The sequence below is a fragment of the Stenotrophomonas sp. STEN056 genome, assembly GCF_056759635.1.
The window spans coordinates 1-26,138 of the sequence record NZ_JBRRDL010000041.1; the positions used below are offsets into that span (position 1 = coordinate 1).

Below are 26,138 nucleotides of genomic sequence, written 5' to 3' on the forward strand. Positions count from 1 at the left end.
CCTGTAGTGCCGAGCCATGCTCGGCAGGGGCCTTGCCGATAAATCCCCAATGCCGAGCATGGCTCGGCACTACAAAAAAGCCCCGCGCCACGATTTGCGTGGCGCGGGGCTGCCTGACTTGGCTTATTCGACGGTGGCCGGCAGCAGGTGCTCCGGTTCGGCCTGGGTTTCGACGATCAACTCGCCGTCGCGCACGTCGATGCTGACCTTGCCGCCGTCCACCAGCTTGCCGAACAGCAGCTCGTCGGCCAGCGGGCGCTTGATCTTGTCCTGGATCACGCGGCTCATCGGGCGGGCGCCCATTTCCGGATCGAAACCATGCTGTGCCAGCCAGTCGCGTGCGGCCGGCGTGGCCGACAGCGAGACATGCTTGTCCTGCAGCAGCATCTCCAGCTCGATCAGGAACTTGTCCACCACCCGCAGGATGTGCTCGAAGCCCAGCGGCTGGAACTGCACCACCGCATCCAGGCGGTTGCGGAACTCCGGCGTGAAGCTCTTGCGGATGACCTCCATCGCATCGGTGGCGTGGTCCTGCTTGGTGAAGCCGATTGAACGACGTGCGGCCTGGGCGGCACCGGCGTTGGTGGTCATCACCAGGATCACGTTCTTGAAGTTGGCTTCGCGGCCGTTGGTGTCGGTGAGAATGCCGCGGTCCATGACCTGCAACAGGATGTTGAAGATGTCCGGGTGCGCTTTTTCCACCTCGTCCAGCAGCAGCACGCAGTGCGGCGTCTTGACGATTTTCTCGGTCAGCAGCCCGCCCTGGTCAAAGCCGACATAGCCCGGAGGCGCGCCGATCAAACGGCTGACCGAATGCGGCTCCATGTACTCGCTCATGTCGAAGCGAACCAGCTCGATGCCCAGTTGCAGTGCCAGCTGGCGGGTAACCTCGGTCTTGCCCACGCCGGTGGGGCCGGCAAACAGGAAGTTGCCGATCGGCTTCTCCGGGTTGCCCAGCCCCGAACGCGACAGTTTGATGGCCGAAGCCAGGCTGTCGATGGCCGGGTCCTGGCCAAAGATCACCATCTTCAGGTTACGCTCCAGGTGCTTGAGCACGTCCTTGTCGGTGGCGGTGACCTGCTTGGCCGGAATCCGCGCCATCTTGGCGACGATGGTTTCGATTTCCTCGATGTCGATATGCGTCTTGCGCTGGCCCTCGGGCAGCAGCTGCTGGCGCGCGCCGGCCTCGTCGATCACGTCGATGGCCTTGTCCGGCAACAGGCGGTCGCCGATGTGCTTGACCGACAGGTCCACCGCTGCCTGCAGCGCGTCATCGCCGTAGGTCACGTTGTGGTGCGCCTCGTACTTGGGACGCAGGCCCTTGAGGATCTCGTAGGCCTCGCCCACCGTCGGCTCGACGATGTCGATTTTCTGGAACCGGCGCGCCAGCGCACGGTCCTTCTCGAAAATGCCACGGTATTCCTGGAACGTGGTCGAGCCAATGCAGCGCAGCTCGCCGGAAGCCAGTGCCGGCTTGATCAGGTTGGAAGCGTCCATGGTGCCGCCCGATGCGGAACCGGCACCGATGATGGTGTGGATCTCATCGATGAACAGCACGGCGTTGGGGATCTTCTTCAGCGCGGTGATCACGCCCTTCAGGCGCTTCTCGAAATCACCGCGGTACTTGGTGCCGGCAACCAGCGCACCCAGGTCCAGCGAATAGATCACCGCATCGGCCAGCACGTCCGGCACTTCGCCATCGACAATGCGCTTGGCCAGGCCTTCGGCAATGGCGGTCTTGCCCACGCCGGCCTCACCCACGTACAGCGGGTTGTTCTTGCGGCGGCGGCACAGCACCTGGATGGTGCGTTCAATCTCGTCGCGGCGGCCGACCAGCGGGTCAATCCGCCCGGCCTTGGCCTGCTCGTTGAGATTGCTGGCAAATTCGGCCAGGGAATCGCCCTTGGATTCGCCCTCGCCTCCTTCCACGCGGCTTTCGCCGTCCAGCGAGGCGGAGGAATCGGCATCTTCGCCGCCCTTGGCCACGCCGTGGGACAGGTAATTGACCACGTCCAGGCGGGTCACGTCCTGCTGGTTGAGGTAATAGACCGCGTGCGATTCCTTTTCGCCGAAGATCGCCACCAGCACGTTGGCGCCAGTGACCTCCTTCTTGCCGGAGGACTGCACATGGTAGACGGCGCGCTGCAGCACCCGCTGGAAGCCCAGGGTGGGCTGGGTATCGCGGCCATCGTCTTCGGCCAGGATCGACACCGAGGCGTTGATCGCCTTTTCCAGCTCGGCGCGCAGGCGCTCAAGGTCGGCGCCCGAGGCTTTCAGGACAGCCTGGGCCGATGCGTTTTCAAGCAGGGCCAACAACAGATGTTCAACCGTCATGTATTCATGGCGGGATTCCCGGGCGCGCTTGTAGCACTGACCAATGGTCTGCTCGAGGTCTTTACTGAACATGGGGCACTCCGGTTCCGGTTGGAGACAATATGCGGCCTAGCCTCGGGTTTTCCAGCACCCTAGCGACGCGGATGTACACGCCGCGTCAGAAAAAAACGGCAAACCGGGGCCGCTGTGAATCCGGCATTCAGTTTTGGGGCCGCAAAAAGCCCGTCGCTGCGTGGCAATGGCCGAAAATTGGCCGCCCGCGCGGAATGCAGTTTCCCAATCCGAAGCGTCTTGTGGATGCAACTGCCGGGACTGGAACCGGCGTGCGGTTCGCGCCCGGGCACACCCGGCAGCAGACAGTTGGCCCGCGCGACGGCGGGCCGGGTGCTCAGGCCCGCTCCATCGTGCACAACAGCGGATGTTGGTTCATCCGCGAGAATTCATTGACCAGGGCGACCTTGGTTTCAGCCACTTCACGGCTGTAAACGCCGCAGATGCCGCGCCCGCGGGTATGGACGTGCAGCATCACCTGGGTGGCCTGGTCCATGTCCATCGAGAAAAAGTTCTGCAACACCGTCACCACGAAGTCCATGGGTGTGTAGTCGTCGTTGAGCAACATCACCTGGTACTGCGGCGGCGGCGCGATCTCGGGCTTGCCGGGGGCGACCAGCAGGCCATGGTCATTTTCATGTTGGGGCGTTGAAGGCATCCGCCGATTATAGCGGTTCCGCTTGCCCTGCCCGCTTGCCAATGGACGCAGCCCCCCTCGGCCCCGCACAATTTGCAGGTCAAACAACCACTGATGGGGATCGCATGAAGAAGTATCTGGCAAGTATCGCAATGGCCGCTGTCATGGTCGGCGCGGCAGGCAACGCACTGGCTGCCGAGCCGGACCGCGCCACCGGCCGTCTGCTCGATACGCTGGAGTACAAGTACGAAGTCGACGAAGACGGCGACTATCGTCTGGTGTTTGAACTGGAGGGCGGCCGCACCCAGATGGTGTTCGTCCGCTCCAACGTGGAGACCTACGGCAGCCACCACGTCCGGGAAATCTGGTCACCGGGCTACAAGTCCCCCAGCCCGCAGTTCCCGGCCGCTGTTGCCAACCGCCTGCTGGAAGACTCCAACGAGGCCAAGATGGGCAGCTGGGTGAAGCAGGAAGATCTGGCCATGTTCGTGGTCAAGATCGATGCCGACGCCACCGCCGAGCAGCTTTCCGATGCCATTGATGCTGCGTCCCGCAGTGCCGATGCCATCGAGCTGGAGCTGACCAAGAAGGACGATTACTGAGCGTGAATGCTTTGCAGACCCAGCGATGGGCGCCACGGGTCACCGTGGCCACCGTGGTGTCCCGCGCCGGGCAGTTGCTGCTGGTGGAAGAGGAAAAGAACGGCCGGCGGGTATTGAACCAGCCGGCCGGTCATCTGGAGCCGGACGAAAGCCTGCTTGAGGCCGCTGTACGCGAAACCCGCGAGGAGACCGGCTGGGACGTACACCTGACCGGCTTCATCGGCACCTACCAGTGGACGGCCGGCGACGGCACGCCGTTCCTGCGCTTTGCCTTCGCCGCCGAGCCGCTGCGGCACCATCCGGAGCAACCGCTGGACGCAGGCATCGTGCAGGCGCTGTGGCTGACGCCGGCACAGTTGCAGGCCGACATGGCGCGGTTGCGCAGCCCGCTGGTGTGGCAAACCGCATCGGACTGGCTTGCCGGCCAGCGCCACCCCTTGTCGATCGTGAGGCAGGTGCTGTGAGCAGCCCCGGCGTGATTGTTGGTGTGTCCGGTGGCGTGGATTCGTCCGTTGCCGCCCTTGCCCTGGTCCAGCAGGGGCTGGATGTCGCCGGCCTGTTCATGCAGAACTGGGCTGACGACGGCAGCGGCCATTGCCGGGCCGAGGACGACCGTCGCGATGCGGTGGCGGTGTGCGGCCGGCTGGGCATCCCCTTCCATTTCCGCGATTTTTCCACCGAATACTGGCAAGGCGTGTTCGAGCACTTCCTGGCCGAGTACGCGGCCGGCCGCACGCCCAACCCGGACGTGCTGTGCAACCGCGAGGTCAAGTTCAAGCACTTCCTGGATGCTGCCCGCGAACTGGGCGCCGAGCGCATCGCCACCGGCCATTACGCGCAGGTGGTCAAATCCGGCGGCCATTGGCAGCTGCTGCGCGGTGCGGACCGCGGCAAGGACCAAAGCTATTTCCTGCACCAGCTGGGCCAGGACCAGTTGGCAGCAACCCTGTTTCCGATCGGCCACCTGGAAAAGAGCGAGCTGCGCCGCATCGCCCGCGATGCCGCCCTGCCCACCCACGCCAAGAAGGATTCCACCGGCATCTGCTTCATCGGCGAGCGCGATTTCCGCGAGTTCCTCGGCCAGTACCTGCCCGCACGCGAAGGCGAAATCCACGATCCGCAGGGGCAGTTCATTGCCCGTCACCCGGGCGTGTTCTATTTCACCCTGGGGCAGCGCGAGGGCCTGAACATCGGCGGCGTGCGCGGACGTCCGGCCGCGCCGTGGTTTGTGGTTGGCAAGGATGTGGAACGCAACATCCTTTACGTCGACCAGGGCCATGACAGCCCGTGGCTGCAGTCCAACTGGCTGCGCAGCGAAACCATGCACTGGATTGCCGGCGCTCCGCCCTCGCGCCAGTTTGAATGCACCGCGCAGACCCGCTACCGCCAGCCGGATGAACCGTGCAGCGTGCAGGTGCGCGATGACGGCACCCTGGACGTGCGCTTCCACCGCCCGCAACGTGCAGTCACGCCCGGCCAGTCGCTGGTGTTGTACGACGGTGCACAGTGCCTGGGCGGCGCGGTGATCACTGCGACCGATGCCCCTTTGGAGCGCCGTCTGGGCGCTTCCGCTTCCCCTTGAGAGGTAACCCATGAGCTTTTCCATCGATGACCGCGTCCTTGCCCTGGCCGGCATTGCCCAGGCATTGCAGCAGGTGCGTCGCATCGCTGAAACCGGCCATTCGGAGAACGCCATCGTGCGTACCGCGATGGACAGCGTGATGCGCATCGACGCGGCATCACCGGCTGCGGTCTACGGCAGCCCAAACCAGGTCGATGCCGGCCTGCGCCTGCTGCGTGATTACTTCCGCAACCAGGGCAAGGATGACCTGCTGCCGCGCCTGGCGTTGTCGGTGATGCAGCTGGAACGCCGTTTCGTGCGCGAAGACGCCACCGTGGACAAGGTCACCGCCGGCATTGAACGTGCCGCCGTACGCACGCAGGAGCTGGGCGACAGCAGCCACCCGGACGTCCTGACCGCGCTGGGCAGCCTGTACGCGGACACCATCAGCCAGCTCAAGCCGAAGATCATGGTGCAGGGCAACCCGCATTACCTGGGCCAGGCCGCAGTGGTTGCGGAAATCCGTGCGCTGCTGCTGGCCGCAGTACGTTCAGCGGTGCTCTGGCGGCAGCTGGGCGGCAGTTACATGGATTTCCTGTTCTCGCGCAAAGCCATGCTCGAAGCAATCGAAAGGCGCCTGCGCTGAGTTCTTTCGCACCGCAGCCCGGTTGTGGACGAGGGCTGCGGTGAACGTTCACGGATTGTGATCGCGGTGCTAAAGAGGCCTGCCCACCGGCCGATACTGCACTCGTGACTCTCCCGAGAACGTCCATGTACTCACGTATTGCAATCCGCCTGGCCGCACCGTTGGCCCTCACTTTTCTGCTGCCACTCGCTGCCGCACTTGCATGGCCTTCGGCCGCCGTCTGGGCGATCCTGACCACCATGGTGCTCAGCTGGCTGGTGTTTGCCTGGTGGAGCGTAAACGCGCAGGCGCAGCGCTCACCCGAGCACGCCAAGGTGCTGCGTGAGCAGGACCAGTTGCTCAACGAACTGCGCAATTTCGTCAGCAATGAAATCGACGGCTCGCGCAGCGAGATCGAGCGCGCCCGGGAGTTGATCCGCCAGGCGGTCGCCGGCCTGGGCGGCAGTTTCGATGCCATGAACCGCCGCTCGCGCCAGCAGAGCCAGGCGCTGGCCCGCATTGTTGACCGCGCCGGGGAAGACGGCAGCGCCGGCCTGGACGTTGCCCGCTTCGCCCAGCACGCCAGCCACCAGATGGAACAACTGGTGGAAGCGCTGGAGCAGGTCAGCGGCCAGAGCTCCAACACCGTGCAGCACATCGACCAGATGGCGCAGCACCTGGACGGCATCTTCGCGCTGCTGGAAGACGTGAAGTCCATTGCCGACCAGACCAACCTGCTCGCCCTCAATGCCGCCATCGAAGCTGCACGTGCCGGTGAAGCCGGCCGTGGTTTTGCGGTGGTCGCCGACGAGGTGCGCAACCTGTCCGAGCGTTCCACCACGTTCAACGAGCAGATCCGCAAGCTGGCGCACAGCTCCAAGGACGCCATCGCCAAGGTTCGCGAAACCGTTACGCACATGGCCTCGCGCGACATGGACCGCTCGCGTGAAGCACGCCAGGAAGCGGCCGCGATGCTGGACAACGTTGCCGCCATCAATGCCTCGCTGGGCGAAGGCATGCGCGAGATTTCCGAATGCGGCCGCGCCATCGATGGCAGCGTTGCCGAAGCCGTGCGTGCCCTGCAGTTCGAGGACATCGCCACCCAGGCCCTGGGCGGCGTGCACACCCATCTGGACCGTCTGGGCGCCATCAACCGCGAAGCTGTCGCGTTGCAGGAGTTGTTGCAGCGTAACGGCGGCGTACTCGACGGGGAAATGGTCACCGCGCTGCAGCGCACCGGCACCCGCCTGCGCGAGATGCGCAGTGAGTGGGAGCGCCCACCGCACAAGCCGGTGACGCAGCAGAGCATGGGCGCCGGCACCGTGGAGCTGTTCTGATAGCCCCCTGCCCTGTTTTCCCGCAAAGCCCCGGCGCATGACCGGGGCTTTGTCATGCATCCAGCCCGGATCACCATGACGTTATCGACCAAGGCCGGGCAATCAGCCGAACCCGAGGCCTCTTTTCATGCACCGGCCACTGCCTCGGCGCCAGCCACAATGGCGCCGGCACGCCAACAGCAGCTGATCGCGCTTGAGGATGCCCTGCACAGGGAGATCGCACTGCTGCGTGCGCAATCCGTGCCGCCGGCCGAAGCGCCGGATTGGCTGATGAGCAGCATCGACTGGGACTTGTCGGCGCGGTAAAGCACTTCCGGCGACAGCGGCACACCGGCAATGGCGAGCGTCAGTGATGCTAGTGCCTTCTGCATGAAATCAGCAATGAGCCATTGAGCTGCTCCCTGCGGAAGAGCCTTGTGGCCTCATGGTTGCGGCGGTCTCTTCAGCCTGCAGGGTGATCCATTGCCAGGCGCGGACTGCAAGTGACTGGCACCGCTGCGGCACACGTGCCGATGCATCTCCGGCAACAACCCAGGACAGATCACTTCAGCCTGACACGCACATGCCCGCCAGTGCTGCGGGCGCGTGGAGAATGCGGAGCGCGATGCATTCCGTCACCGTCTTCCCATCTGCGGGCATGCGACGAACTGTACGTTAAAGAACTCAGGGACGTGCGGGATTCACCCGGGCGCCGGCACCGGAACCAGGACGTCTTCCACAGTCACTTGCAGCGGCGTGAGCTGGAATGTGATCCCGGCATTCTTCATCTGAAATACGATGCACGCCGGTACCGGGGATTGCCCCGGCCGACGCACCGCTCACAGCAATGCCGTCGCCTGTGCAGTCGGCATCAGTAGATGCGCGGCCGGCGGGCTGCTCTGGCTGCTGCGCAGCCATTGCACCATTTCACGGGGACGCAGCGGGTGAGAGAACAGATAGCCCTGCAGCTCATCACAGCCCTGACGTTGCAACATGGAGGCTTCGGCAGGTGTTTCCACGCCTTCAGCCACCACTCGCATGCCCAGTGCGTGCCCCAGGTGCACGATGGCCTGCGTTACTTCCGCGGTGCCGGTGTCGTGCAGCATTCCCTGGACGAAACTTCGGTCGATCTTCAGGCGCTGCACCGGAAAGCGGTTGAGATAGTGCAGGTTGGAAAACCCGGTGCCGAAATCGTCCACCGCCAGCGGCACGCCGTGCCGCTCGAACACCTCGAAACACTGCCGCAGTGCATCGGTATCGCGGATCAGCGCCGATTCGGTGAGCTCCAGCTCCAACCGCTCCGGCGACCATCCGTGCCGGTTGCACAGGGCAATGACGCGCTCGGCGAAGCCGCGCTCGCGCAGCTGCAACGCGGACACATTCACCGCAACGCGATCAAACACCAGCCCGGCCTGTTGCCACACCCGCGCCTGCCGGCACACCTCGTCCAGCACCCAGTCACCGATGCGGATGATCTCGCCGCATTTCTCGGCAATGGGGATGAACTCCGCCGGGCTGCATGACCCTAGCCGTGCACTGTCCCAGCGCAGCAGCGCCTCGATGGACGGTGGCTGGTCGCCGGTGGCATGTACCAGCGGCTGGTAGACGAGACTGAACTCATCGCGATCGATGGCGCCGTTCAAGGCATGTTCTATATCCAGACGCCGTTGCGTCCGGGCCAGCGCGTCCTGGCTGTAGTACTGGTAGGTATTGCGGCCGGCTTCCTTGGCCGCGTGCATGGCGGCATCGGCCGCGCGCAGCAGGCTGTCGAAATCGCTGCGGCTTTCATCCATCAATGCAATGCCGACGCTGGCTCCCACCTTGAGAGTGACGTCCTCACGGTAGAGGGGCTCGGCCAGCGAGGCGATCAACTTGCGGGCGACATGGCCGGCGTCTTCCGGTTCCACCAGGTTGCGCAGCACAACGATGAATTCATCACCATTGAAGCGGCCAAACAGGTCCGCGTTTCGCAGGTTTTGATGCAGGCGTGATGCAGCGGACTTCAGCAGGATGTCGCCGGTGGCGTGGCCATAGGTGTCGTTGATGGCCTTGAAACCATCCAGATCGACAAACAACATGGCCAGGATCGCACCACGGTCACGCGCTTCCAGAATTGCTTCCGAGGCCTGCTCCCGCAGCAGCATGCGATTGGGCAGGCCGGTGAGCAGGTCGTAATGGGCGAGCAATTCCATCCGCTCGTCCGCCTCGCGTTCGCGCGTGATGTCACGGAACAGTACGACATGCCGCTCCGGCAAGCCTTCGCGCTGGTCCAGTTCGATCAGCACCTGCACCCAGATGCGCTGCCCGGACGGCCGGTAGAAACACAGGTCCAACTGCTCCGGCAAACCGCCATCAACGATGCGCTGCAACGCCGCTTCAAAGCTGTCGCGCGAATCCGGGGTGTACAGCGCCAGTGCTTCGTCCAAGGTGATCGGCGCCTTGCGCAGGCCGTGAATGCGGTAGCACTCCTCGGTCCACTGCATGCCGCGCGTTTCGACCTCGATTTCACAGCCGCCGATGCGGCCCAGTGCCGATACGCGGTTCAACAATTCGGTGCGCCAGCGGATGAGCGCATCCGTGCGGCGTTGGCCGCTGATGTTCTGAACCTGGCCGATCACACGCAGCAGCCTGCCATTGGCATCGCACTCGGGTTCCACCCACACCCGCAGCTGCTGCTGGAGCAACGGGTCCAGGCCCCAGGCCAATTCAAAACACTGGGGCTGCGGGTCAACCAGCAGGCGGCGCCAGCTGACGAGCAGATGCTGGCGGGCCTCGGCCGGTACCTGTCGCAGCCATTGCCGACCGCTGGGCAAGGCGTCGCCATCCCAGCCGACGGCGGCAGCAACCTCGGCTGACCAATGCATCCGGTGTTGCCGGCAGTCCCACGTCCAACTGCCCATGCCGGCAGCCTGCTGGGCCCGCTGCAGCAAGGCCAGTTGCGAGCGGAATTCTTCTTCCAGTGGCCGGTGGGATGGCAACTCCGTGCGCGTGCCGACCATGCGCAATGGCGTGCCATCGGCGCCGCGGGTGATCACACTGCCTTTGTCGATCACCCAGCGCCAGCGACCATGTGCATCGCCCAGACGAAACTGGCAGGCGAACGGTATCTGCGGATCTTGCAGGTGGGCAGCCAAGGCCTGCCTGACCTGCGCCTGCTCATCAGGATGGACGTGTTCGAGCAGGCCTGTCGCCGTGGGCGCCTGCTCGGCGTCCGGGCAGAAAAGGCGGATACGGTCGGCGACCATGTCCCAGTCCCAAAGCCCGTGACCGGCTGCCTGCGTGGCCATACGGCAAAGCATGTTGGCAGCGGCAACGTCGCTGGTCAGCGAATAGAGGTACCCCAACGGGGTGCCGGACGGTGCCTGCAAACGGCTCAGCCAGCCGGGTTGCGATGCGTCGCTGCCTGGCAGCGGACAGGCCACGGGCCCTTGCATCGCTGCCTGCTGGCGCGTATCCGACAGGGGGCCGGAATAACGTGACAGGCGTCCGGGCAGGCCAAGCTCCCTGGCGGCCACATTGGCTGCCAGGGGGTGGCCTTCCGTATCGAGCAGCACAAGGGCTGCATCCAGTGGATGGCTGAGCAGGCTTGCAATTACGCCGCGATCCACGCGCTCTATCTCCATACCCGACAAACCGGGGACTAAACCGATAACGGCATGTGTCGCCCAGAATTGAGCATTCCATCGTCCGGCCTCGCACAAGTCGTTAAGATGGCACTTTGTTAACCACGATCCCCCTTGCATGGATGGATGCCGGCCCGGCCAACATACGTCCCGCGCACGGCTTTTCAGCGCTGTCGCCCGGGCTGCATGCGGTCACCGGCAGCAGGCAACGGGATCGGCAGGAATGTCCGGCACTGCAGAAATGACACTTTCGGGAGAAAACGTTGGGGTGTCGCCATGACCTGGAGTGTGATCAGCATCGCATTGCTCCTGGCGGCCACTCTGGTTTACCTGCATCGCAGAAAGGGGCCGCACATCAAGGCAACGCGTGACAGCCATGGCGCACCGCCCTTGCTCGACCAGCTTGGCGCTGCCCTGCCCGACGGCCTGGTCATCGCCAGCCCGGACACGGTGCATTACGCCAACGCAGCAGCAGCCAACATGCTGCAGATGCCGGAGCTGGCCGACATTGGTCGCTTCCTGTTCGCCACCTTCAGCGGCAGTGACGTTGCCCAGCCGCCTGCAACGGCGCAGATACAGTTGAAGCGTGCCGACGGCAGTGCCTTCAATGCTTCTGTCAGTTCCCACCCCATCGTGCATGAAGGGCAGCCGTGCAGGCTGTTCGTGATTCATGACCTGAGCGAGCTGGAGCACGGCCGCAATGCGCTGGCCGCCAGCAACGCCGAACTGCAGGCCATGGCCGGCCGGCTGTTCTCGTTGCAGGAGGACGAACGCCGCTCCATCTCGCGCGACCTGCATGACGACATCGGCCAGGCCATCACTGCGATGAAGCTGGCTGCCGGTGCTGCACGGGACGAGGAAAACACGGCCCGCAGGCGGGAAGACATCGACCAGATCATCGAGCTCGCCGACTGTACCGTCGTCAAGCTGCGCAACCTGTCCATGCTGCTGCGGCCACCGCAACTGGACGCACTGGGGCTGGAAGCGGCACTGCGCTGGCAAGCCAACATGCTGTTCCGCTCGACCTCGGTCGAGCTGCTGCTCAATGTGGACACCCTCGCCCACCGCCCCGGCAACGAGGTGGAGCAGGCGTGCTTCCGCATTGCGCAGGAAGGACTGACCAACGCGCTGCGCCACGCCCGCGCCAGCCAGGTGTCGCTGCTGCTGCGCGATGGCCGCGAAGGTGAATTGCTGCTGCAGGTCGTGGATGACGGCGAAGGCTTCGACCCGACGGCACCACGCGGGTTGGGCATGATCGTGATGCGTGAGCGCGCCCAGAGCGCAGGCGGCAGCCTGCAGATTGAAACCGCCCCCGGCGAGGGCACCTGCATCAATCTACGTCTTCCCTATACCCGCGTTCGCTGACGGAACATCCAGGACAACGTTCATATGTGGAGCCCCAGTCCCCCGCCCCGCCCTGATCGCGCCGAAATCCGGCCGGTACGCCTGGGCGCCGGCAATCCAGAGCTGATGACGATGGTGGAGGCGGCCAACCGCCACGGCCCGTCGCTGATGCTGTTGCATCTGGACATCGACCACTTCGCTTCGGTCAACGAGAACATGAGTGCCGAAGTCGGCGACCAGGCGCTGGTGCTGATTGCCGAGCGCCTGCGCGAGTTCCTCGCCGGGCGTGGGCGGTTGTGGCGGCATGGCAGTGACGAATTCCTGCTGGCCATCGAACGCGGCAGCGACACCTCGCCGGAGCAGGTTGCCGAACATATCCGCCGGCAGATTGAACTGCCATTGTCGGTACTGCCGTACACCCTGTTCCTCACCGGCAAGATCGGCGTGAGCCTGTGCCCGGAACACAGCACCACCGCAACGGGCCTGCTTGACCTGGCCGAGGACGCACTGCACCAGGCCAGCCGCGAAGGCGGCAACAACGTGCATGTGCATGTGCTGCACAAACCCAGCAGTGCACACAGCGAAAGCATCATCTCGCGGCAACTGGTGGATGCCATCGACAACGGTGAGCTGCGCCTGCGCTACCAACCCCTGGTCAGTGCGCGCGATGGCCATGTCGTGGGCATGGAAGCACTGCTGCGCTGGCAATCCCCCACGCTGGGCATGCTGGTGCCGGAGCGTTTCATGCGTACCGCCGAGCGGCTGGGCATCATCGTGCAGATTGGCGGCTGGGTGCTGGAGCAGTCATTGCGCCAGGCACGCACCTGGCGCGACCAGGGCTTTGAGGACTTCAACGTTTCGGTCAACGTGTCCACGCTGCAGCTGCTGCGGCCCAACTTCTTCACCGAGGTGATGGCCGCGCTGCAGTCCATCGGCGTGCCGCCGCGCATGCTGACGCTGGAAATCAATGAAAGCGCGCTCACCAACAACGTGAACTTTGTCCACGAAACCCTGGCCAACCTGCGCAACGAGGGCATCAGCCTGAGCCTGGACAACTTCGGTACGGGCGATTCCAGCCTGAGTGCGCTGGTGCGCTATCCGGTGGACAAGCTCAAGATCGACCGCAGTTTCATCAAGAGCGCGCCGGCTGCAAACCGCGAGGCGGCCATCAGCCGCGCCATCATCGCCATGGGCCACCAGCTGGGCATGACCGTGATTGCCAACGGCGTGGAATCGCAGGCGCAACTGGGCTTCCTGCGCCGCAACGACTGCGACGTGTTCCAGGGCTATCTGTTCGGTGAGCCGATGTCGGCCGATGCCGCCGGCATGACCTTGCGCCGGCGCTATCTGCGCCCGGAGGCCTTTGCCGAAACGCGCCCGGACCGCACCCTGCTGCTGCTCGACGACGAGGAAAACGTGCTGCGCTCGCTGGTGCGCCTGTTCCGCCGCGACGGCTACCGGATTCTGGCCGCTGGCAACGTGCGTGACGCCTTCGATCTGCTGGCGATCAACGACGTGCAGGTAATCCTTTCCGACCAGCGCATGAGCGACATGAGCGGCACCGAATTTCTGGGCCGGGTGAAGATGCTGTACCCGGACACGATCCGCCTGGTGCTGTCCGGCTACACGGATCTGAATACCGTTACCGACGCGATCAACCGTGGCGCGATCTATCGTTTCCTGACCAAGCCGTGGAACGACGACGAACTGCGCGAGCACATCCGCCAGGCATTCCGCACCCATGACGAGAAGCGCGGCGGGGTTCCGGCATAGAAGCAGCCGTTGGCAAGGGACGCAGCGAAGCTGTACTCCCCGCCGACGGATGCTTGACGTTGTTTCCTGCCGGAAAGCGCGGTGGCTTCGCGGCTGAAGCCGCTCCTACTTCGGCTGGCGGATCGGCAGCACCACGCGGAAGCGCGAGCCCTCGCCCACCGTGCTCTGCAGGTCGATGCGGCCGTGGTGCTTGTTGATGATGCCGTAGGAGATCGACAGGCCAAGGCCGGTGCCACTGCCGACCGGCTTGGTGGTGAAGAACGGGTCGAAGATGCGTTGCCGCAGGTCCGCCGAAATACCGGCGCCGTCGTCCTGGAACTCCACCCACACTTCATCCCCCTCCACGCCGGTACTGACCACGATGTTGCCGCGCTCGGCAATGGCGTGGCCGGCATTGAGCAGCAGGTTCATGTAGACCTGGTTCAACTCCGACGGCAGGCACTCGATCATCGGCAGTTCGCCGTAACGGCGTTCCAGCGTCACCTTGTACTTGAGCTCGTTCCAGATGATGTTGATGGTCGATTCAAGGCCGGCATGCAGATCCACCAGCTTCCAGGACTCGTCGCGGCCGGAGTACGAGAAATCCTTCAGGTCACGCACGATGCGGGTGACCCGCTCGATGCCTTCGCGCGATTCGGCCATCAACTGCGGCAGGTCACGGCTGATGAAGTCGATATCCAGGCGGTTGCGGATGTCGTCGATCTCGTCGATCAGCGCCTTGGGGTCCGGCGCACGCAGGGCACGCTCGTAGGATTCAATCACCGTGAACAGGCTGCGCAGGTATTCCTGCAAGCTGCCCAGGTTGGAATGCACGTAGCCGATGGGGTTGTTGATCTCATGGGCAACGCCGGCGGCCAGCTGGCCGATGGAGGCCATTTTCTCCGACTGCAGCAGCTTTTCCTGGGCGCCATTCAAACGCAGGTAGGCCTGGCGGAGTTCGGCATGCCGTTGCTGCAGCTCGCGTTCGTAATCCTCCGGCCCTTCGATGTGCTGGAACAGCGCAAGAAAGGCTTCGCTACCGGCTTCGGCATGGTGATGCAGGTGAACGGTGATCACCCGCTCGCCGATCGGCAGGCTGCCGCTCCAGGTGCCGGTTTCCCGCGACTGCGCCAATGCATACGGGGGCAGCAGGGCTTCCAGCTCGCGGCCGAGCGCTGCACTGCCCTGCTCATCGACACCAAACAGCTCCCGCACCAGCCGGTTGGCAATGCTGACCTCGAACTTGCCGTTGAACACCAGCATGCCGTGTCTTACCTGTTCACCGAGTGCACGCAGCGCGGCCTGGGACGGCAGGGAAACAAGCGGGGAATGGGTCGTCTGGGTCACGGCAACAGGCACGGCGGGAGAACGGGCCGTCACTATAGCCGGATGCGCAGCGGGGTTGCCGCCCCGCAGCAGGGGCGGCCAGCAGGCAGCGGGGCTCAGGCCACCGCGAGCGGGCGGCGCGCATGGACCGTCTGCGCCTGGCCCTTGGCATCGTAGGCCGGGGCGTCTTCGCTGCGGCCCAGCTGGCGCAGCGCCCAGTTGACCTCGCGGCGGCGCCGGGACAACAGCACGCCGTTGGCGTGGTTGCGCTCGGCAAGCTCCTTCAGGCGTGCGGCTTCATGCAACGGCGGGTTCCGCTCCAGCTCACGCAGGGCATCAAGCTTCCTGCCGGTGGCGGTGACCAGCGCAGCAACATCGTGCTCCACCAAGGCGCGCTGCTCGCCTTCCAGCGCTTCGCTCAACTGCTGCAGCGGATCGCCCATGGTGAGGTTCATCCGCGCAGCTGCTGGTCCAGATCCAGCATGCGCGATGCAATGGCGTTCGGATCGATCCGGTAGCTGCCATTTTCCAGTGCTTCGCGAACGGCCTGCACGCGGGCGGCATCGATGGCCGGGGCCGCACTCAGATCGCGCTGCATCGCCTGCAACTGCGTGGCCTCATCCGTCAGGCGCACGCTGTCAACGGACTGCACGGCCTGGGTCTTGGCTTCGCCGGCCGGGGCTGGCTTGGTGTTGACTGCAACACTGCGCAGTTGCGCTGCGGCAGCGATTCCACCGTCGATTTTCTGGCTCATGTGACGGAAATCCTGATTCGGTTCAAAAACGATAACGGCAGTGGCCGGAACTTCTTTAGCGGAAATTATCGGGTGACAAGCACATCGCCGCCCGGCCCCGCTATACCCTGCATCACCCGGCGTGAAGACAGATTTTCCACCGACACCCGCTCACCGGCGCCGGCATCGCCCAGTGCACGCCCGGCGACCCGTACCTCCACGCCACCGCGGCGTGCCACCAGGGCCACATTGTCACCCCGTCGCACGATGCGCGGCGCCACCAGGTCGGTCGCGGAGAGCAGGCTGCCCGCTGACAGGGCGCGGCGGGCCACCTGCCCCACCGCCGCCTCCGGCGCCGACAACACCGCCCCGGCGATGCGTGCGGTGTCGCGCTTCACGGTACCGATATCGGCCGGGCCGAGGGTTTCTCCAGCGGCCACGCCACGGTTGAGCACCAGCACCTGTTGCTCACGACGGACTTTCACCGGCACGAACAGGCGCCAGCCGCTGCCCTGCGGGCAGGACACCTCGACCGTGGTGTTGGCGGTGGCCCGTGCCTGAAGCGGCGCCGGACAGGCCGGCAGACGCAAGCCGGCATCAACCCCGGCCTCGCCCTCTTCGCCGGGCGCCAGCGTGGACAAGGCGGCCAGGCGGATGGTTTCCACCGGCTGAAATGCACTGCCCCAGGCCGAAAGCGGCAACAGCAGACATAAAGATAGAAGCAGGCGCATGCGGGCAGAGCCTCCCGGCGATTGAAGTACGCCCAGGAACAGGCAAGCGTCGTGCCAGAACGGGTATTCAGCGGCACTCAAGTTGCGTGCCCTGCCCGCCGATACAGGCTGCATGTCACAAGACCTGCTCAACCGCATCGACCAGCGCACGCGACTGGCTGGCCACAATCGCCTGGCTCTGCTGCTGTTCCGCCTGGGTGGCCGTCAGCTTTTTGGCGTGAATGTATTCAAGGTGCAGGAAGTCCTGCGCCGGCCCGGGCTGTTCCAGGTGCCAGGCTTGCCTGCGCAGTTTGCCGGCGTGGCCGATGTCCGCGGGCGCTCGGTGCCGGTGCTGGATCTGGGCCTGGCCATCGGCCACCCGGAGCGCGAACCGGACGCCGACCGTTCGCCGGGCTACCTGGTGGTCACCGAGTTCAACCGCTCGGTACAGGGTTTCCTGGTCAGTGGCGTGGAGCGGATCGTCAATATCGCGGTGGAAGACATCCAGCCGCCGCCGGAGCTGGGGGCCGAGTCCACGTACTTGACCGCGGTGACACGTTTCCAGGGCGAGCTGATCCAGGTGATCGACGTGGAGAGCGTGCTGGCCGACATCGCCCAGCTGCGCGGCGAAGCCGTGCTGGACCCGTCCATGGCGTTGCCCGCCGATGCGCCGCCGTTGCAGGTGCTGGTGGTGGACGACTCGCGTGTGGCGCGGCAGCAGATCCGCAGTGTGCTGGATCAACTGGGCGTCACCGCCACCCTGCTCTCCGACGGCAAGCAGGCGCTGGAGCACCTGCTGCAGATCCATGCCGCCGGCGAAAACCCGGCAGAGCGCTATGCCATGGTGATCTCGGACATCGAGATGCCGGCGATGGACGGCTACACGCTGACGACGGAAATCCGCCGCCACGCGGGTTTGGCCGGGCTGTATGTGCTGCTGCACACCTCCCTGTCGGGCGTGTTCAACAACGCCATGGTCGAGCGCGTGGGCGCCAATGCATTCGTGGCCAAGTACAGCCCGCATGAGCTGGCGGACTTCGTGCTGACCCGGCTGCGGCACGTGGCTGCGGCCGCTTGAGCCTGGTTTGAAGGGTTTGTAGAGCAAAAGGCTTCCCCTCATCCGCCCTTCGGGCACCTTCCCCCAAAAAGGGGGGCTGCAGTCCCGCAGGCGGGAGAAGGGAATGGCGCTGTGGCCATCCGGCTCGGCTGAAAGATTGCTACTTCGGCCGACATTCGAGACCCGCTTCTTCCGGGTAGGGGAAGTTGGGGCAGTGACGTGCCAGTTTGGAGACCGGGCAGGAAACCCAGTCCCTTCCCCCGCTTGCGGGACTGCAGCCCCCTTTTTGGGGGAAGGTGCCCAAAGGGCGGATGAGGGGGCTTCGGCTTCTGCTCCACGCTCAGCCCTTCTCTAGCCAACCCGTCTGGCACAGGCCTTGCAACTTCCCCGGCAACGTTCCGTGGGAGGTTCCACATGGCCAACCTGATTTCCGATTACCTGGGCATCCACGCCCAGGCCATGCCGTTGCGCGAGCAGCGCATGAAGCTGATCGCCAGCAACCTGAGCAACGTCGACACCCCCGGCTACAAGGCCCGTGATCTGGACTTCGATGCGGCCCTGCGCCATGCCCAGGGCGCGGCCGGCAACGGCTTGATGACCACCACCGCCGAACAGCATTTCGCCATTGGCGGTGACGGGCTCAACCCGTTCCAGATCACCCGCGAGGCCGCCCAGCCCAGCCTGGACGGCAACACCGTTGATCCGGATGCCGAACGTGCCGCCTACGGCCGCGCCGCGCTGGAATACCGCGCGTCGCTGAGCTTCGTTGAATCCAAGGTGCGCGGCATGCTCACCGCGATCACCGGCCAATAAGGGGCGCTGCCGTGAGTAACCTGCCGATCTTCGATATCGCCGGCTCCGCGCTGAAGGCGCAGTCGGTGCGCATGAGCACCATTGCCTCGAACCTGTCCAATGCCGACTCCGTGGCCGGCTCGCCGGATGCGGTGTACCGGCCGCTGGAACCCATCTTCCAGGCCGTCACCAGCCGTACCGACCCCAACCTGACCGGCGTGCAGGTCAAGGAAGTGGTGCAGAGCGACGCGCCGCCGATCAAACGCTACGAACCCAATCATCCGCTGGCCGATGGCGATGGCTATGTCTACGCACCGGACGTGGATCCGGTGGCGCAGATGGTCAACCTGATCTCCACCTCGCGCAATTACCAGGCCGGCGTGGAAATGCTCAGTACCGCCAAGGAACTTGCCCTGGCCACGCTGACCATGGGCCGCTGAGCCCACCACTGAAGGAAACCGCCGCCATGAGTACGGGCGTCAACACCGATCTCTACAGCTCGCTCGGCCTCAATGCGCCGAACGCCGCCTCGACAAAGAAGAAGGACACCCTGGACCAGGCAGATTTCATGCGCCTGATGACCACCCAGCTGCAGCACCAGGATCCGCTCAAGCCGATGGACAACAGCCAGATGGTCGCGCAGATGGCGCAGCTGTCCACGGTGCAGGGCATCAGCGACCTCAACAGCACGGTCAAGGGTTTCCAGCAGTCGATGTCCAGCGACCAGATCCTGCGTGGCGCGGCCCTGGTTGGCCATGAGGTGCTGGTGCCATCGACCAAGCTGTCACTGGAAGCCGAAGGCGGCGCCACCGGCACCGTTGCCGCACCCGGCGCCGGCACGGTGACCATCGACATCACCGATGCCAATGGCATGAAGGTGGATCAGCTGAGCGTGCCAGCCGATGCCGCCGGCGAGGTGTCCTTCAACTGGGACGGTACCGATGCCGATGGCAAGCGCATGCCGCCCGGCAGTTACACCATCACCGCCACCCACACCGATACCGCCGGTGCACAGAGCAAGCTCAACACCTATGTACAGGCCGAAGTGGAAAGCGTGACCGTCGGCGCCGACGGGCTGTACCTGAACCTCAAGGGCCTGGGCACCGCCCCGCTCGACTACGTGCTCCGCATCAGCTGAGCCAAACCACGCATCCCGCAGGAGTAGACCTCATGGGCTTCAACGTATCGCTGTCCGGCATCAATGCCGCCAACGCCGACCTGAACGTCACCGCCAACAACATCGCCAACGTCAACACCACCGGCTTCAAAGAGTCGCGTGCCGAGTTCGCCGACCTGTTCAGCGCCACCAGCTACGGCCTGTCGCGCAATGCGGTGGGTGCTGGCGTGCGCCTGACCAACGTTGCCCAGCAGTTTTCACAGGGCAACATCGACCAGACCGGGCGCAGCCTGGACCTGGCGGTCGAAGGCGAAGGCTTCTTCACCCTGAACATGAACGGTGCGCGGGTGTATTCGCGTGCCGGCAATTTCCAGACCGACAACAACGGCTACGTCGTAAACCCGCAGGGCGCGCGTCTGCAGGTGTTCGCGCCGAACGCGGACGGTACTTCGTTCAACGGCCGCCTGACCGACCTGCAGTTGCTCACCACCGACAGCCCGCCCCGGCAGAGCAGCCTGGTCAACATGGCCTTCACCCTGCCCGGCAACGCCGCCGAGCCGAGCATCGGCACCTTCGACCCTGCCGACTCCAACACCTACAACCATTCCACCGGCGGCGTGACCGTATACGACTCGCTGGGCGTGAGCCACATACAGACGTCGTACTTCGTGAAGACCGCCAACGCAAACGAGTGGCAGGTACACAACTATGTCGATGGCCAGCCGGCCGGTGCGCCGACGCTGCTGCAGTTCTCCGACAGTGGCGCACTGACCAGCCCCACCGATGGCCGCATCACCCTTGATCCGTTCACCCCGAGCACCGGCGCGGGCGTCGTCAACCTGACCCTGGATGCCTCCGGCTCGACCCAGTACGGCGAGAAATTCGCGGTGCGCGACACCCGCCAGGACGGCTATGCCGCCGGCAAGCTCAACGAGATCAGCATCTCCGAAGAAGGCGTGGTGTATGCGCGCTACACCAATGGCGATGACAAGGCGCTGGGCCAGGTCGCATTGACCACGTTCAACAACCCGCAGGGGCTGCAGAACCAGGGCAACAACCTGTGGGCCGAGACGTTCTCCTCCGGCACCCCGCGCACCGGCGCACCTGACACCTCGGACCTGGGCCAGATCCAGGCCGGTTCGCTGGAGGCTTCCACGGTAGACCTGACCGAGCAACTGGTGAACATGATCGTGGCCCAGCGCAACTTCCAGGCCAATGCGCAGATGGTCTCCACCCAGGACCAGATCACGCAGACGATCATCAATATCCGTTAACTGCTGGGATTGGGGAGTTGAGATTGGGGATTGGCCTGCGCTTGGCTGATCCCTGATCCGATTCCAACACTGCCTTTCATTGGCTCCGTTCGCTGAACCGAACGGCCCCGGCTTCTGCTTCTACCAATCCCTAATCCCTGATCCCGAATCCCCGCCCATGGACAAAGCCCTCTACGTCGCCATGACCGGCGCCCGCGCTTCACTGCAGGCGCAGGCCACTGTGTCGCATAACCTGGCCAACTCCGACACGCCGGGCTTCAAGGAAGCGCTGGCCAATACGGAGGCATTCCGCATCCAGGGCCCGGGCTTTCCGTCGCGGGTGGATGCGCTGCATGTGGATGCCGGTTTCAACCGCCGCGTCGGTGCGCAACAGATCACCGGCAATGCGCTGGATCTGTCGCTGCAGCCAGGCAGTTGGCTGGCGGTGCAGTCCGCTGACGGCAGCGAGGCGTATACACGCGGTGGCGCGTTGTCGTTGACACCCAACGGCCAGCTGGTCACTGCCGAAGGCAATGCGGTGCTCGATGACAACGGCAACCCGGTTGCGGTGCCGCCGCACCAGGCCATCGAGATCGGCCATGACGGCACCTTGTCGATCATTCCGCTGGGCGAAGGCCCGCAGACGATGGCGATGGTCGGCCGCCTGCGGGTGGTGGATGCCGCCGACGAACGATTGACGCGCGGCCTTGATGGCCTGATGCGCAACACCGATCCAACACAGCCCTTCGCGCAACGCCAGGGCAAGGCGCTGGACAGCGGCATGCTGGAATCCAGCAACGTCGATGCCGCCGGTGCATTGGTGCAGATGATCCAGTTGCAACGTCAGTTCGAGATGCAGGTGAAGGTGATCAAGCACGGTGACGAGAACGCGCGCAGTGCGAACTCGCTGTTGCGGTTGAATGGTTAAAGCCTGCGACTAACGCCAGCAGAACCTAAGCTTTCAAAGCCCCTCTCCCCTCGCGGGGTGAAGCGAGACGTTTGCGAACCACGGGTTCGCGGCTCGCTGAACGCCCACGCGTAGACGCGAGGGCTGGGGCGCGGAGCGGGGGTTGGGGAGAGGGGCTGACTGAGCATCCGCTCCATGGCGCGGCGTTGCCGCCCCCCTCTCCTGCCTTCGGCATCCTCTCCCACAAGGGGAGAGGAATAGATCAACAGCGACAGCAGCAATCGGAAGTCGGAGGTCTGCGAGTTTGCGGCTGACAAAAAGCCCCTCTCCCCTCGCGGGAGAGGGGTTGGGGAGAGGGGGCTGGCATCTGCAAGCGTACCGCTGACACACGCTCCCTCTTCCGCCCTTCGGGCACCTTCCCCAAAAGGGGGCTGCAGTCCCGCAAGAGGCGAAAGGAAAAGCCGCCTTCGCCAGCCCCATGACAACCCGCGCCAGCATCCCGACACCTTTTCTGGCACAGGCCATGCATTGACTGCAGCAAGGGCCATCGCGGCCGGCATCAGCAGCAGAGGAACCGCTCCATGAATCAGGCATTGTGGGTCGCCAAGACCGGCCTGGACGCGCAGCAGACGCGCATGTCCGTTGTCTCCAACAACCTGGCCAACACCAATACCACCGGATTCAAGCGCGACCGCGCCAGCTTCGAGGACCTGCTGTACCAGCAGGTGCGTCAGCCCGGCGGCTCTTCGTCGGCGCAGACACAGCTGCCAACCGGCCTGCAGCTGGGTACGGGCGTGCGTGTGGTGGCTACGTCCAAGCACTTTGAACAGGGCAGCCAGCAGCAGACCGGCCGCGCGCTCGACGTGATGGTCAATGGCCGCGGCTTCTTTGAAGTGATGATGCCGGACGGCACCTCGGCCTATACGCGCGATGGCAGCTTCCAGATCAACGCTCAGGGTGAAGTGGTCACCAACAGCGGTTATCCCGTGCAGCCTGGCATCCAGGTGCCCGAAGGCGCGCAGTCGATGACCATCGGCAGCGACGGCACCATCAGCGTGAAGATGTCCGGCGAAGCGGCGTCGGTGGAAATCGGCTCATTGACGCTCACCGACTTCATCAACCCCGCCGGCCTGCAGGCCAAGGGCGAAAACCTGTTTCTGGAAACCACCGCGTCCGGCCCCGCGCAGAACGGCACCCCGGGCCTCAATGGCCTGGGCAGCGTTGTGCAGGGCGCGCTGGAAGGCAGCAACGTCAACGTGGTGGAAGAACTGGTGTCGATGATCGAAACCCAGCGCGCCTACGAAATGAATGCAAAGGCCATTTCCACCACCGATTCAATGCTCGGCTATCTCAACAACAACGTCTGAGTTGCCAGGGAACTTCGTCATGAATCGCACAGCTCTGCTGCGTCATCTTTCCGCCGCCATCACCGTCGCCCTGCTGGGTGGCTGCACCTTGGCTGGCGATGTACGTCCGTACCCGGCGATGGCGCCGATACAACCCGTCATCGCGCCGTCTGCCGCGCCCACCGCCGGCGCCATCTACGCCGCCGGCCCGGGACTGAACCTGTATGGCGACCGTCGCGCGCGTGACGTGGGTGATCTGCTGACGATCACTTTGATCGAAAACACCACCGCCACCACCACCGCCAGCACTGCCATCAGCAAGGAATCCAACCTCGACATCGGCTCGCCCACGCTGTTCGGCGCGCCGGTCACGTTGGGTGGGAAGAACGTGCTGGGTGCCTCGGCAAGTGGCGAGCGCGACTTCGCCGGCAAGGGCAACAGCGCGCAGAGCAATCGCCTGCAGGGCAGCGTCACCGTCACCGTGATCCAGCGCCTGCCCAACGGCAACCTGGTGGTACAGGGGCAGAAGAACCTGCGCTTGAACCAGGGCGATGAGCTGGTGCAGATCCAGGGTGTCGTGCGCGCGGCAGACATCAGCGCCGACAACACCATTCCATCCAGCAAGGTTGCCGACGCGCACATTGCCTATGGCGGCCGCGGTGCGATGGCGCAGTCCAATTCGATGGGCTGGTTGAACCGCTTCTTTACCTCGGCGCTGGCGCCGTTCTGAGCATGACCATGCGTACTTTCTCTCTGCTTCGCTGCGCCTTCGCCATCCTGGCGGTAGCCTGCGCCCTGCCCGCCCACGCCGAGCGCATCAAGGATCTGGCCCAGGTCGGTGGCGTGCGCGGCAATGCGCTGGTCGGCTACGGCCTGGTGGTTGGCCTGGATGGCAGCGGCGACCGCACCAGCCAGGCACCGTTCACCGTGCAGAGTTTGAAGAACCTGCTTGGTGAGCTGGGCGTCAACGTGCCCAGCAACGTCAACCCGCAGTTGAAGAACGTAGCCGCCGTGGCCATTCACGCCGAGCTGCCGCCGTTTGCCAAACCGGGCCAGCCCATTGATGTCACGGTGTCTTCGGTGGGCAACGCAGTGTCGCTGCGCGGTGGCTCGCTGTTGATGGCCCCGCTGAAGGGCGCCGACGGTCAGGTGTATGCCATCGCACAGGGCAACCTGGTGGTCGGCGGCTTTGGCGCGCAGGGCAAGGATGGCTCGCGCATGTCGGTCAATATTCCCAGCGTCGGCCGCATTCCCAACGGCGCGACGGTGGAACGCGCCCTGCCCGACGTGTTCGGCGCCAGCGGTGAAATCACCCTGAACCTGCACCAGAACGATTTCACCACCGTCTCGCGCATGGTCAACGCCTTGAACGCCACCTTCGGCGAAGGTGCTGCCCGTGCGGTGGACGGGGTCACGGTCGCAGTACAGGCGCCGACGGATCCCGGTGCGCGCATCGGCATGCTGGCCCGCATCGAGAATGTGGAACTGTCGCCGGGCACCGCACCGGCACGGGTGGTGGTCAACTCGCGTACCGGCACGGTGGTCATTGGCGCGCAGGTGCGCGTCAGCCCGGCCGCCATCGCCCACGGTTCGTTGACGGTGACCGTCAGTGAATCGGCGCAGGTCAGCCAGCCAAACGCATTTGCAGGTGGCCAGACCGTGGTCACGCCGCAGTCCACCATCACCGCCAGCAACGAAGGCAGCCGCATGTTCCGCTTTGACGGCGGCGCGACGCTGGATGAAATCGTGCGTGCGGTGAATGAAGTCGGTGCCGCCCCGGGCGACCTGATCGCCATCCTGGAAGCACTCAAGCAGGCCGGCGCGCTGAGCGCCGAGCTTGAGGTCATCTGACATGCGCATCAGCGGCTCGCCCATCGAACTGAACCCGGCCCTCGCCAACGATCCGGCGAAGATCGACAAGGTTGCACGCCAGCTCGAAGGCCAGTTCGCGCAGATGCTGATCAAGAGCATGCGCGAGGCGAGCTTCGGCGACTCGCTGTTCCCCGGCGAAAACAAGATGTTCCGCGAGATGTACGACCAGCGCATGGCCGAGTCGATGACCCGTGGCCGCGGCCTGGGGCTGTCGGCAATGATCGCGCGGCAACTTGGCGGTGGCGATGCGGCCAACAAGCCAGCGCTGGACAGCACCATCAACCCCGCAGCTGCCGCGCGCGCCTACCAGCTGGGTGCACCTGCGTCGGCACCGATGCCGTTGCAGGGCGATGCACCGCCCGATATCGATCCACTGCAGGTGCTCGGCGCAAGTGAACGTGCGGCCTACATGACGCCGCAGGCGCAGGCATTGGACCTGATCGCCGGCCGCGACACCAGCAACCTGCACGCTGCACTGGGCAGCGACAGTCCCTATGCGCAGTCCGACCCACTCGCTGCACCGGACTGGGCGATGAGCAACGACCGCTGGAGCAATGTCTCCGCCGCCGAACGTGGCCAGGCGGTGGATACCACCTGCGCCAACCTCGCCGCGAACCAACTTGGCACGCACACACCCGAAGGCTTCGTCGCCAGCATCTGGCCGCACGCCGAACGCGCCGGGCGCGAACTTGGCGTGGATCCGCGCGCCCTGGTCGCGCAGGCGGCACTGGAGACCGGCTGGGGCAAGCGCCATATCCGCCGCGACAACGGGGACAGCAGCCACAACCTGTTCGGCATCAAGGCCAATGGCTGGAACGGCGAACGGGTCAGCACCGGCACCCACGAATACGTCAACGGCCAGCGCCGCAACGAGACCGCCAGCTTCCGCGCCTACGGCTCGGTCGCCGAGAGCTTTGGCGACTATGTGCGCATGTTGAAGAACAGCCCGCGCTACCAGGCCGCACTCAAGGCCGGCAGCGATGTGCGTGGCTTCGCCCAGGGGCTGCAGCGCGCCGGCTACGCCACCGACCCTTCCTATGCAGCAAAGATCGCCGCCATTGCGGCCGGCCCCACCATCGGGCGTGCCGTGGCCGCCATCGGCGACGTCGGCGCACGCATGGGCCAGAGCTTTGCCAGCAACACCGGCTTGACCGGCATCACCCGTCGTTGAGATAGACGC

At 64.8% G+C, this 26,138-nt stretch carries 25 protein-coding genes; 17 read left to right on the forward strand and 8 right to left on the reverse strand.

The features are described 5' to 3' along the window. Positions 1-123 precede the first annotated feature (123 nt). Together clpA and clpS are read right to left on the reverse strand one after the other, a co-directional pair. On the reverse strand, positions 124-2,406 hold the full coding sequence (gene clpA / locus ACVOLO_RS16245) for an ATP-dependent Clp protease ATP-binding subunit ClpA (protein ID WP_481571358.1): 2,283 nt from the start codon (positions 2,404-2,406) through the stop codon (positions 124-126). A 316-nt stretch (positions 2,407-2,722) separates the two neighbouring features. Continuing rightward, a complete protein-coding gene (gene clpS / locus ACVOLO_RS16250) occupies positions 2,723-3,043 on the reverse strand; it encodes an ATP-dependent Clp protease adapter ClpS (RefSeq protein WP_481571359.1) in 321 nt (106 codons plus the stop codon). A gap of 104 nt (positions 3,044-3,147) precedes the next feature. Here clpS and ACVOLO_RS16255 point away from each other — a divergent pair, with 104 nt between their 5' ends. From ACVOLO_RS16255 to ACVOLO_RS16275, 5 genes are all read left to right on the forward strand, one after another. Then, positions 3,148-3,624, forward strand: coding sequence for a YbjN domain-containing protein (locus ACVOLO_RS16255; protein ID WP_481571360.1), 477 nt, complete (start codon positions 3,148-3,150; stop codon positions 3,622-3,624). Positions 3,625-3,626: 2 nt separating this feature from the next. After that, the gene (locus tag ACVOLO_RS16260) at positions 3,627-4,088 is read left to right on the forward strand and encodes an NUDIX hydrolase (RefSeq protein ID WP_481571361.1); all 462 of its coding nucleotides are present in this window, start codon (positions 3,627-3,629) and stop codon (positions 4,086-4,088) included. Further along, complete coding sequence (mnmA, locus tag ACVOLO_RS16265) at positions 4,085-5,206, forward strand: tRNA 2-thiouridine(34) synthase MnmA (RefSeq protein WP_481571362.1); 1,122 nt, start codon at positions 4,085-4,087, stop codon at positions 5,204-5,206. Before ACVOLO_RS16260 ends, mnmA begins: the two co-directional genes overlap by 4 nt. A gap of 10 nt (positions 5,207-5,216) precedes the next feature. Then, positions 5,217-5,831: a high frequency lysogenization protein HflD gene (gene hflD / locus ACVOLO_RS16270; protein ID WP_481571363.1), complete on the forward strand. Its 615-nt coding sequence runs from the start codon at positions 5,217-5,219 to the stop codon at positions 5,829-5,831. A 125-nt stretch (positions 5,832-5,956) separates the two neighbouring features. After that, positions 5,957-7,147: a methyl-accepting chemotaxis protein gene (locus ACVOLO_RS16275; RefSeq protein WP_481571364.1), complete on the forward strand. Its 1,191-nt coding sequence runs from the start codon at positions 5,957-5,959 to the stop codon at positions 7,145-7,147. A 125-nt stretch (positions 7,148-7,272) separates the two neighbouring features. Here the strand turns inward: ACVOLO_RS16275 and ACVOLO_RS16280 are convergent, their stop codons facing one another. Both ACVOLO_RS16280 and ACVOLO_RS16285 read right to left on the reverse strand, forming a co-directional pair. Further along, the gene (locus ACVOLO_RS16280; protein WP_481571365.1) at positions 7,273-7,518 is read right to left on the reverse strand and encodes a hypothetical protein; all 246 of its coding nucleotides are present in this window, start codon (positions 7,516-7,518) and stop codon (positions 7,273-7,275) included. A gap of 447 nt (positions 7,519-7,965) precedes the next feature. After that, on the reverse strand, positions 7,966-10,734 hold the full coding sequence (locus ACVOLO_RS16285) for a bifunctional diguanylate cyclase/phosphodiesterase (RefSeq protein WP_481571366.1): 2,769 nt from the start codon (positions 10,732-10,734) through the stop codon (positions 7,966-7,968). A gap of 291 nt (positions 10,735-11,025) precedes the next feature. On the opposite strand from ACVOLO_RS16285, the gene ACVOLO_RS16290 reads away from it, so the two are divergent. After that, positions 11,026-12,114, forward strand: coding sequence for a sensor histidine kinase (locus tag ACVOLO_RS16290; RefSeq protein ID WP_481571367.1), 1,089 nt, complete (start codon positions 11,026-11,028; stop codon positions 12,112-12,114). Positions 12,115-12,138: 24 nt separating this feature from the next. Continuing rightward, on the forward strand, positions 12,139-13,866 hold the full coding sequence (locus tag ACVOLO_RS16295; protein WP_481571368.1) for an EAL domain-containing protein: 1,728 nt from the start codon (positions 12,139-12,141) through the stop codon (positions 13,864-13,866). Positions 13,867-13,971: 105 nt separating this feature from the next. Here ACVOLO_RS16295 and ACVOLO_RS16300 read toward each other — a convergent pair whose 3' ends face one another. The 4 genes from ACVOLO_RS16300 to flgA form a co-directional block, all read right to left on the reverse strand. Then, positions 13,972-15,192, reverse strand: coding sequence for an ATP-binding protein (locus tag ACVOLO_RS16300; protein ID WP_481571369.1), 1,221 nt, complete (start codon positions 15,190-15,192; stop codon positions 13,972-13,974). A gap of 95 nt (positions 15,193-15,287) precedes the next feature. After that, entirely contained in the window at positions 15,288-15,626 is a 339-nt protein-coding gene (locus ACVOLO_RS16305; protein WP_481571370.1) for a flagellar protein FlgN, read from the reverse strand. After that, positions 15,623-15,925, reverse strand: coding sequence for a flagellar biosynthesis anti-sigma factor FlgM (gene flgM, locus ACVOLO_RS16310; protein WP_481571371.1), 303 nt, complete (start codon positions 15,923-15,925; stop codon positions 15,623-15,625). The genes ACVOLO_RS16305 and flgM overlap by 4 nt, the downstream gene beginning before the upstream one ends. Positions 15,926-15,990: 65 nt before the next feature. Next, positions 15,991-16,635, reverse strand: a complete 645-nt coding sequence (flgA, locus tag ACVOLO_RS16315) for a flagellar basal body P-ring formation chaperone FlgA (RefSeq protein ID WP_481571372.1) — start codon at positions 16,633-16,635, stop codon at positions 15,991-15,993. A gap of 112 nt (positions 16,636-16,747) precedes the next feature. Here flgA and ACVOLO_RS16320 point away from each other — a divergent pair, with 112 nt between their 5' ends. From ACVOLO_RS16320 to flgJ, 10 genes are all read left to right on the forward strand, one after another. Further along, positions 16,748-17,692 carry a chemotaxis protein gene (locus tag ACVOLO_RS16320; RefSeq protein ID WP_481571373.1) on the forward strand — a complete coding sequence of 315 codons (945 nt, stop codon included), beginning with the start codon at positions 16,748-16,750 and terminating at the stop codon, positions 17,690-17,692. Between the two features lie 393 nt (positions 17,693-18,085). Beyond that, the gene (flgB, locus tag ACVOLO_RS16325) at positions 18,086-18,484 is read left to right on the forward strand and encodes a flagellar basal body rod protein FlgB (RefSeq protein ID WP_481571374.1); all 399 of its coding nucleotides are present in this window, start codon (positions 18,086-18,088) and stop codon (positions 18,482-18,484) included. Between the two features lie 11 nt (positions 18,485-18,495). Continuing rightward, on the forward strand, positions 18,496-18,903 hold the full coding sequence (flgC, locus tag ACVOLO_RS16330) for a flagellar basal body rod protein FlgC (protein ID WP_057633232.1): 408 nt from the start codon (positions 18,496-18,498) through the stop codon (positions 18,901-18,903). Between the two features lie 26 nt (positions 18,904-18,929). Continuing rightward, positions 18,930-19,601: a flagellar hook assembly protein FlgD gene (locus tag ACVOLO_RS16335; protein ID WP_481571375.1), complete on the forward strand. Its 672-nt coding sequence runs from the start codon at positions 18,930-18,932 to the stop codon at positions 19,599-19,601. 32 nt (positions 19,602-19,633) lie between these two features. Beyond that, positions 19,634-20,854 carry a flagellar hook protein FlgE gene (gene flgE, locus ACVOLO_RS16340; protein ID WP_481571376.1) on the forward strand — a complete coding sequence of 407 codons (1,221 nt, stop codon included), beginning with the start codon at positions 19,634-19,636 and terminating at the stop codon, positions 20,852-20,854. Between the two features lie 157 nt (positions 20,855-21,011). Next, on the forward strand, positions 21,012-21,761 hold the full coding sequence (locus ACVOLO_RS16345) for a flagellar basal body rod protein FlgF (RefSeq protein ID WP_481571377.1): 750 nt from the start codon (positions 21,012-21,014) through the stop codon (positions 21,759-21,761). A gap of 560 nt (positions 21,762-22,321) precedes the next feature. Then, positions 22,322-23,107 (forward strand): flagellar basal-body rod protein FlgG, encoded by a 786-nt coding sequence (gene flgG, locus ACVOLO_RS16350; protein WP_449466843.1) that lies wholly within the window; start codon positions 22,322-22,324, stop codon positions 23,105-23,107. 19 nt (positions 23,108-23,126) lie between these two features. Further along, positions 23,127-23,816: a flagellar basal body L-ring protein FlgH gene (flgH, locus tag ACVOLO_RS16355; protein ID WP_481571378.1), complete on the forward strand. Its 690-nt coding sequence runs from the start codon at positions 23,127-23,129 to the stop codon at positions 23,814-23,816. Between the two features lie 2 nt (positions 23,817-23,818). Continuing rightward, positions 23,819-24,937 carry a flagellar basal body P-ring protein FlgI gene (locus tag ACVOLO_RS16360; RefSeq protein WP_481571379.1) on the forward strand — a complete coding sequence of 373 codons (1,119 nt, stop codon included), beginning with the start codon at positions 23,819-23,821 and terminating at the stop codon, positions 24,935-24,937. A gap of 1 nt (position 24,938) precedes the next feature. After that, positions 24,939-26,129: a flagellar assembly peptidoglycan hydrolase FlgJ gene (flgJ, locus tag ACVOLO_RS16365; RefSeq protein ID WP_481571380.1), complete on the forward strand. Its 1,191-nt coding sequence runs from the start codon at positions 24,939-24,941 to the stop codon at positions 26,127-26,129. Positions 26,130-26,138 lie beyond the last annotated feature (9 nt).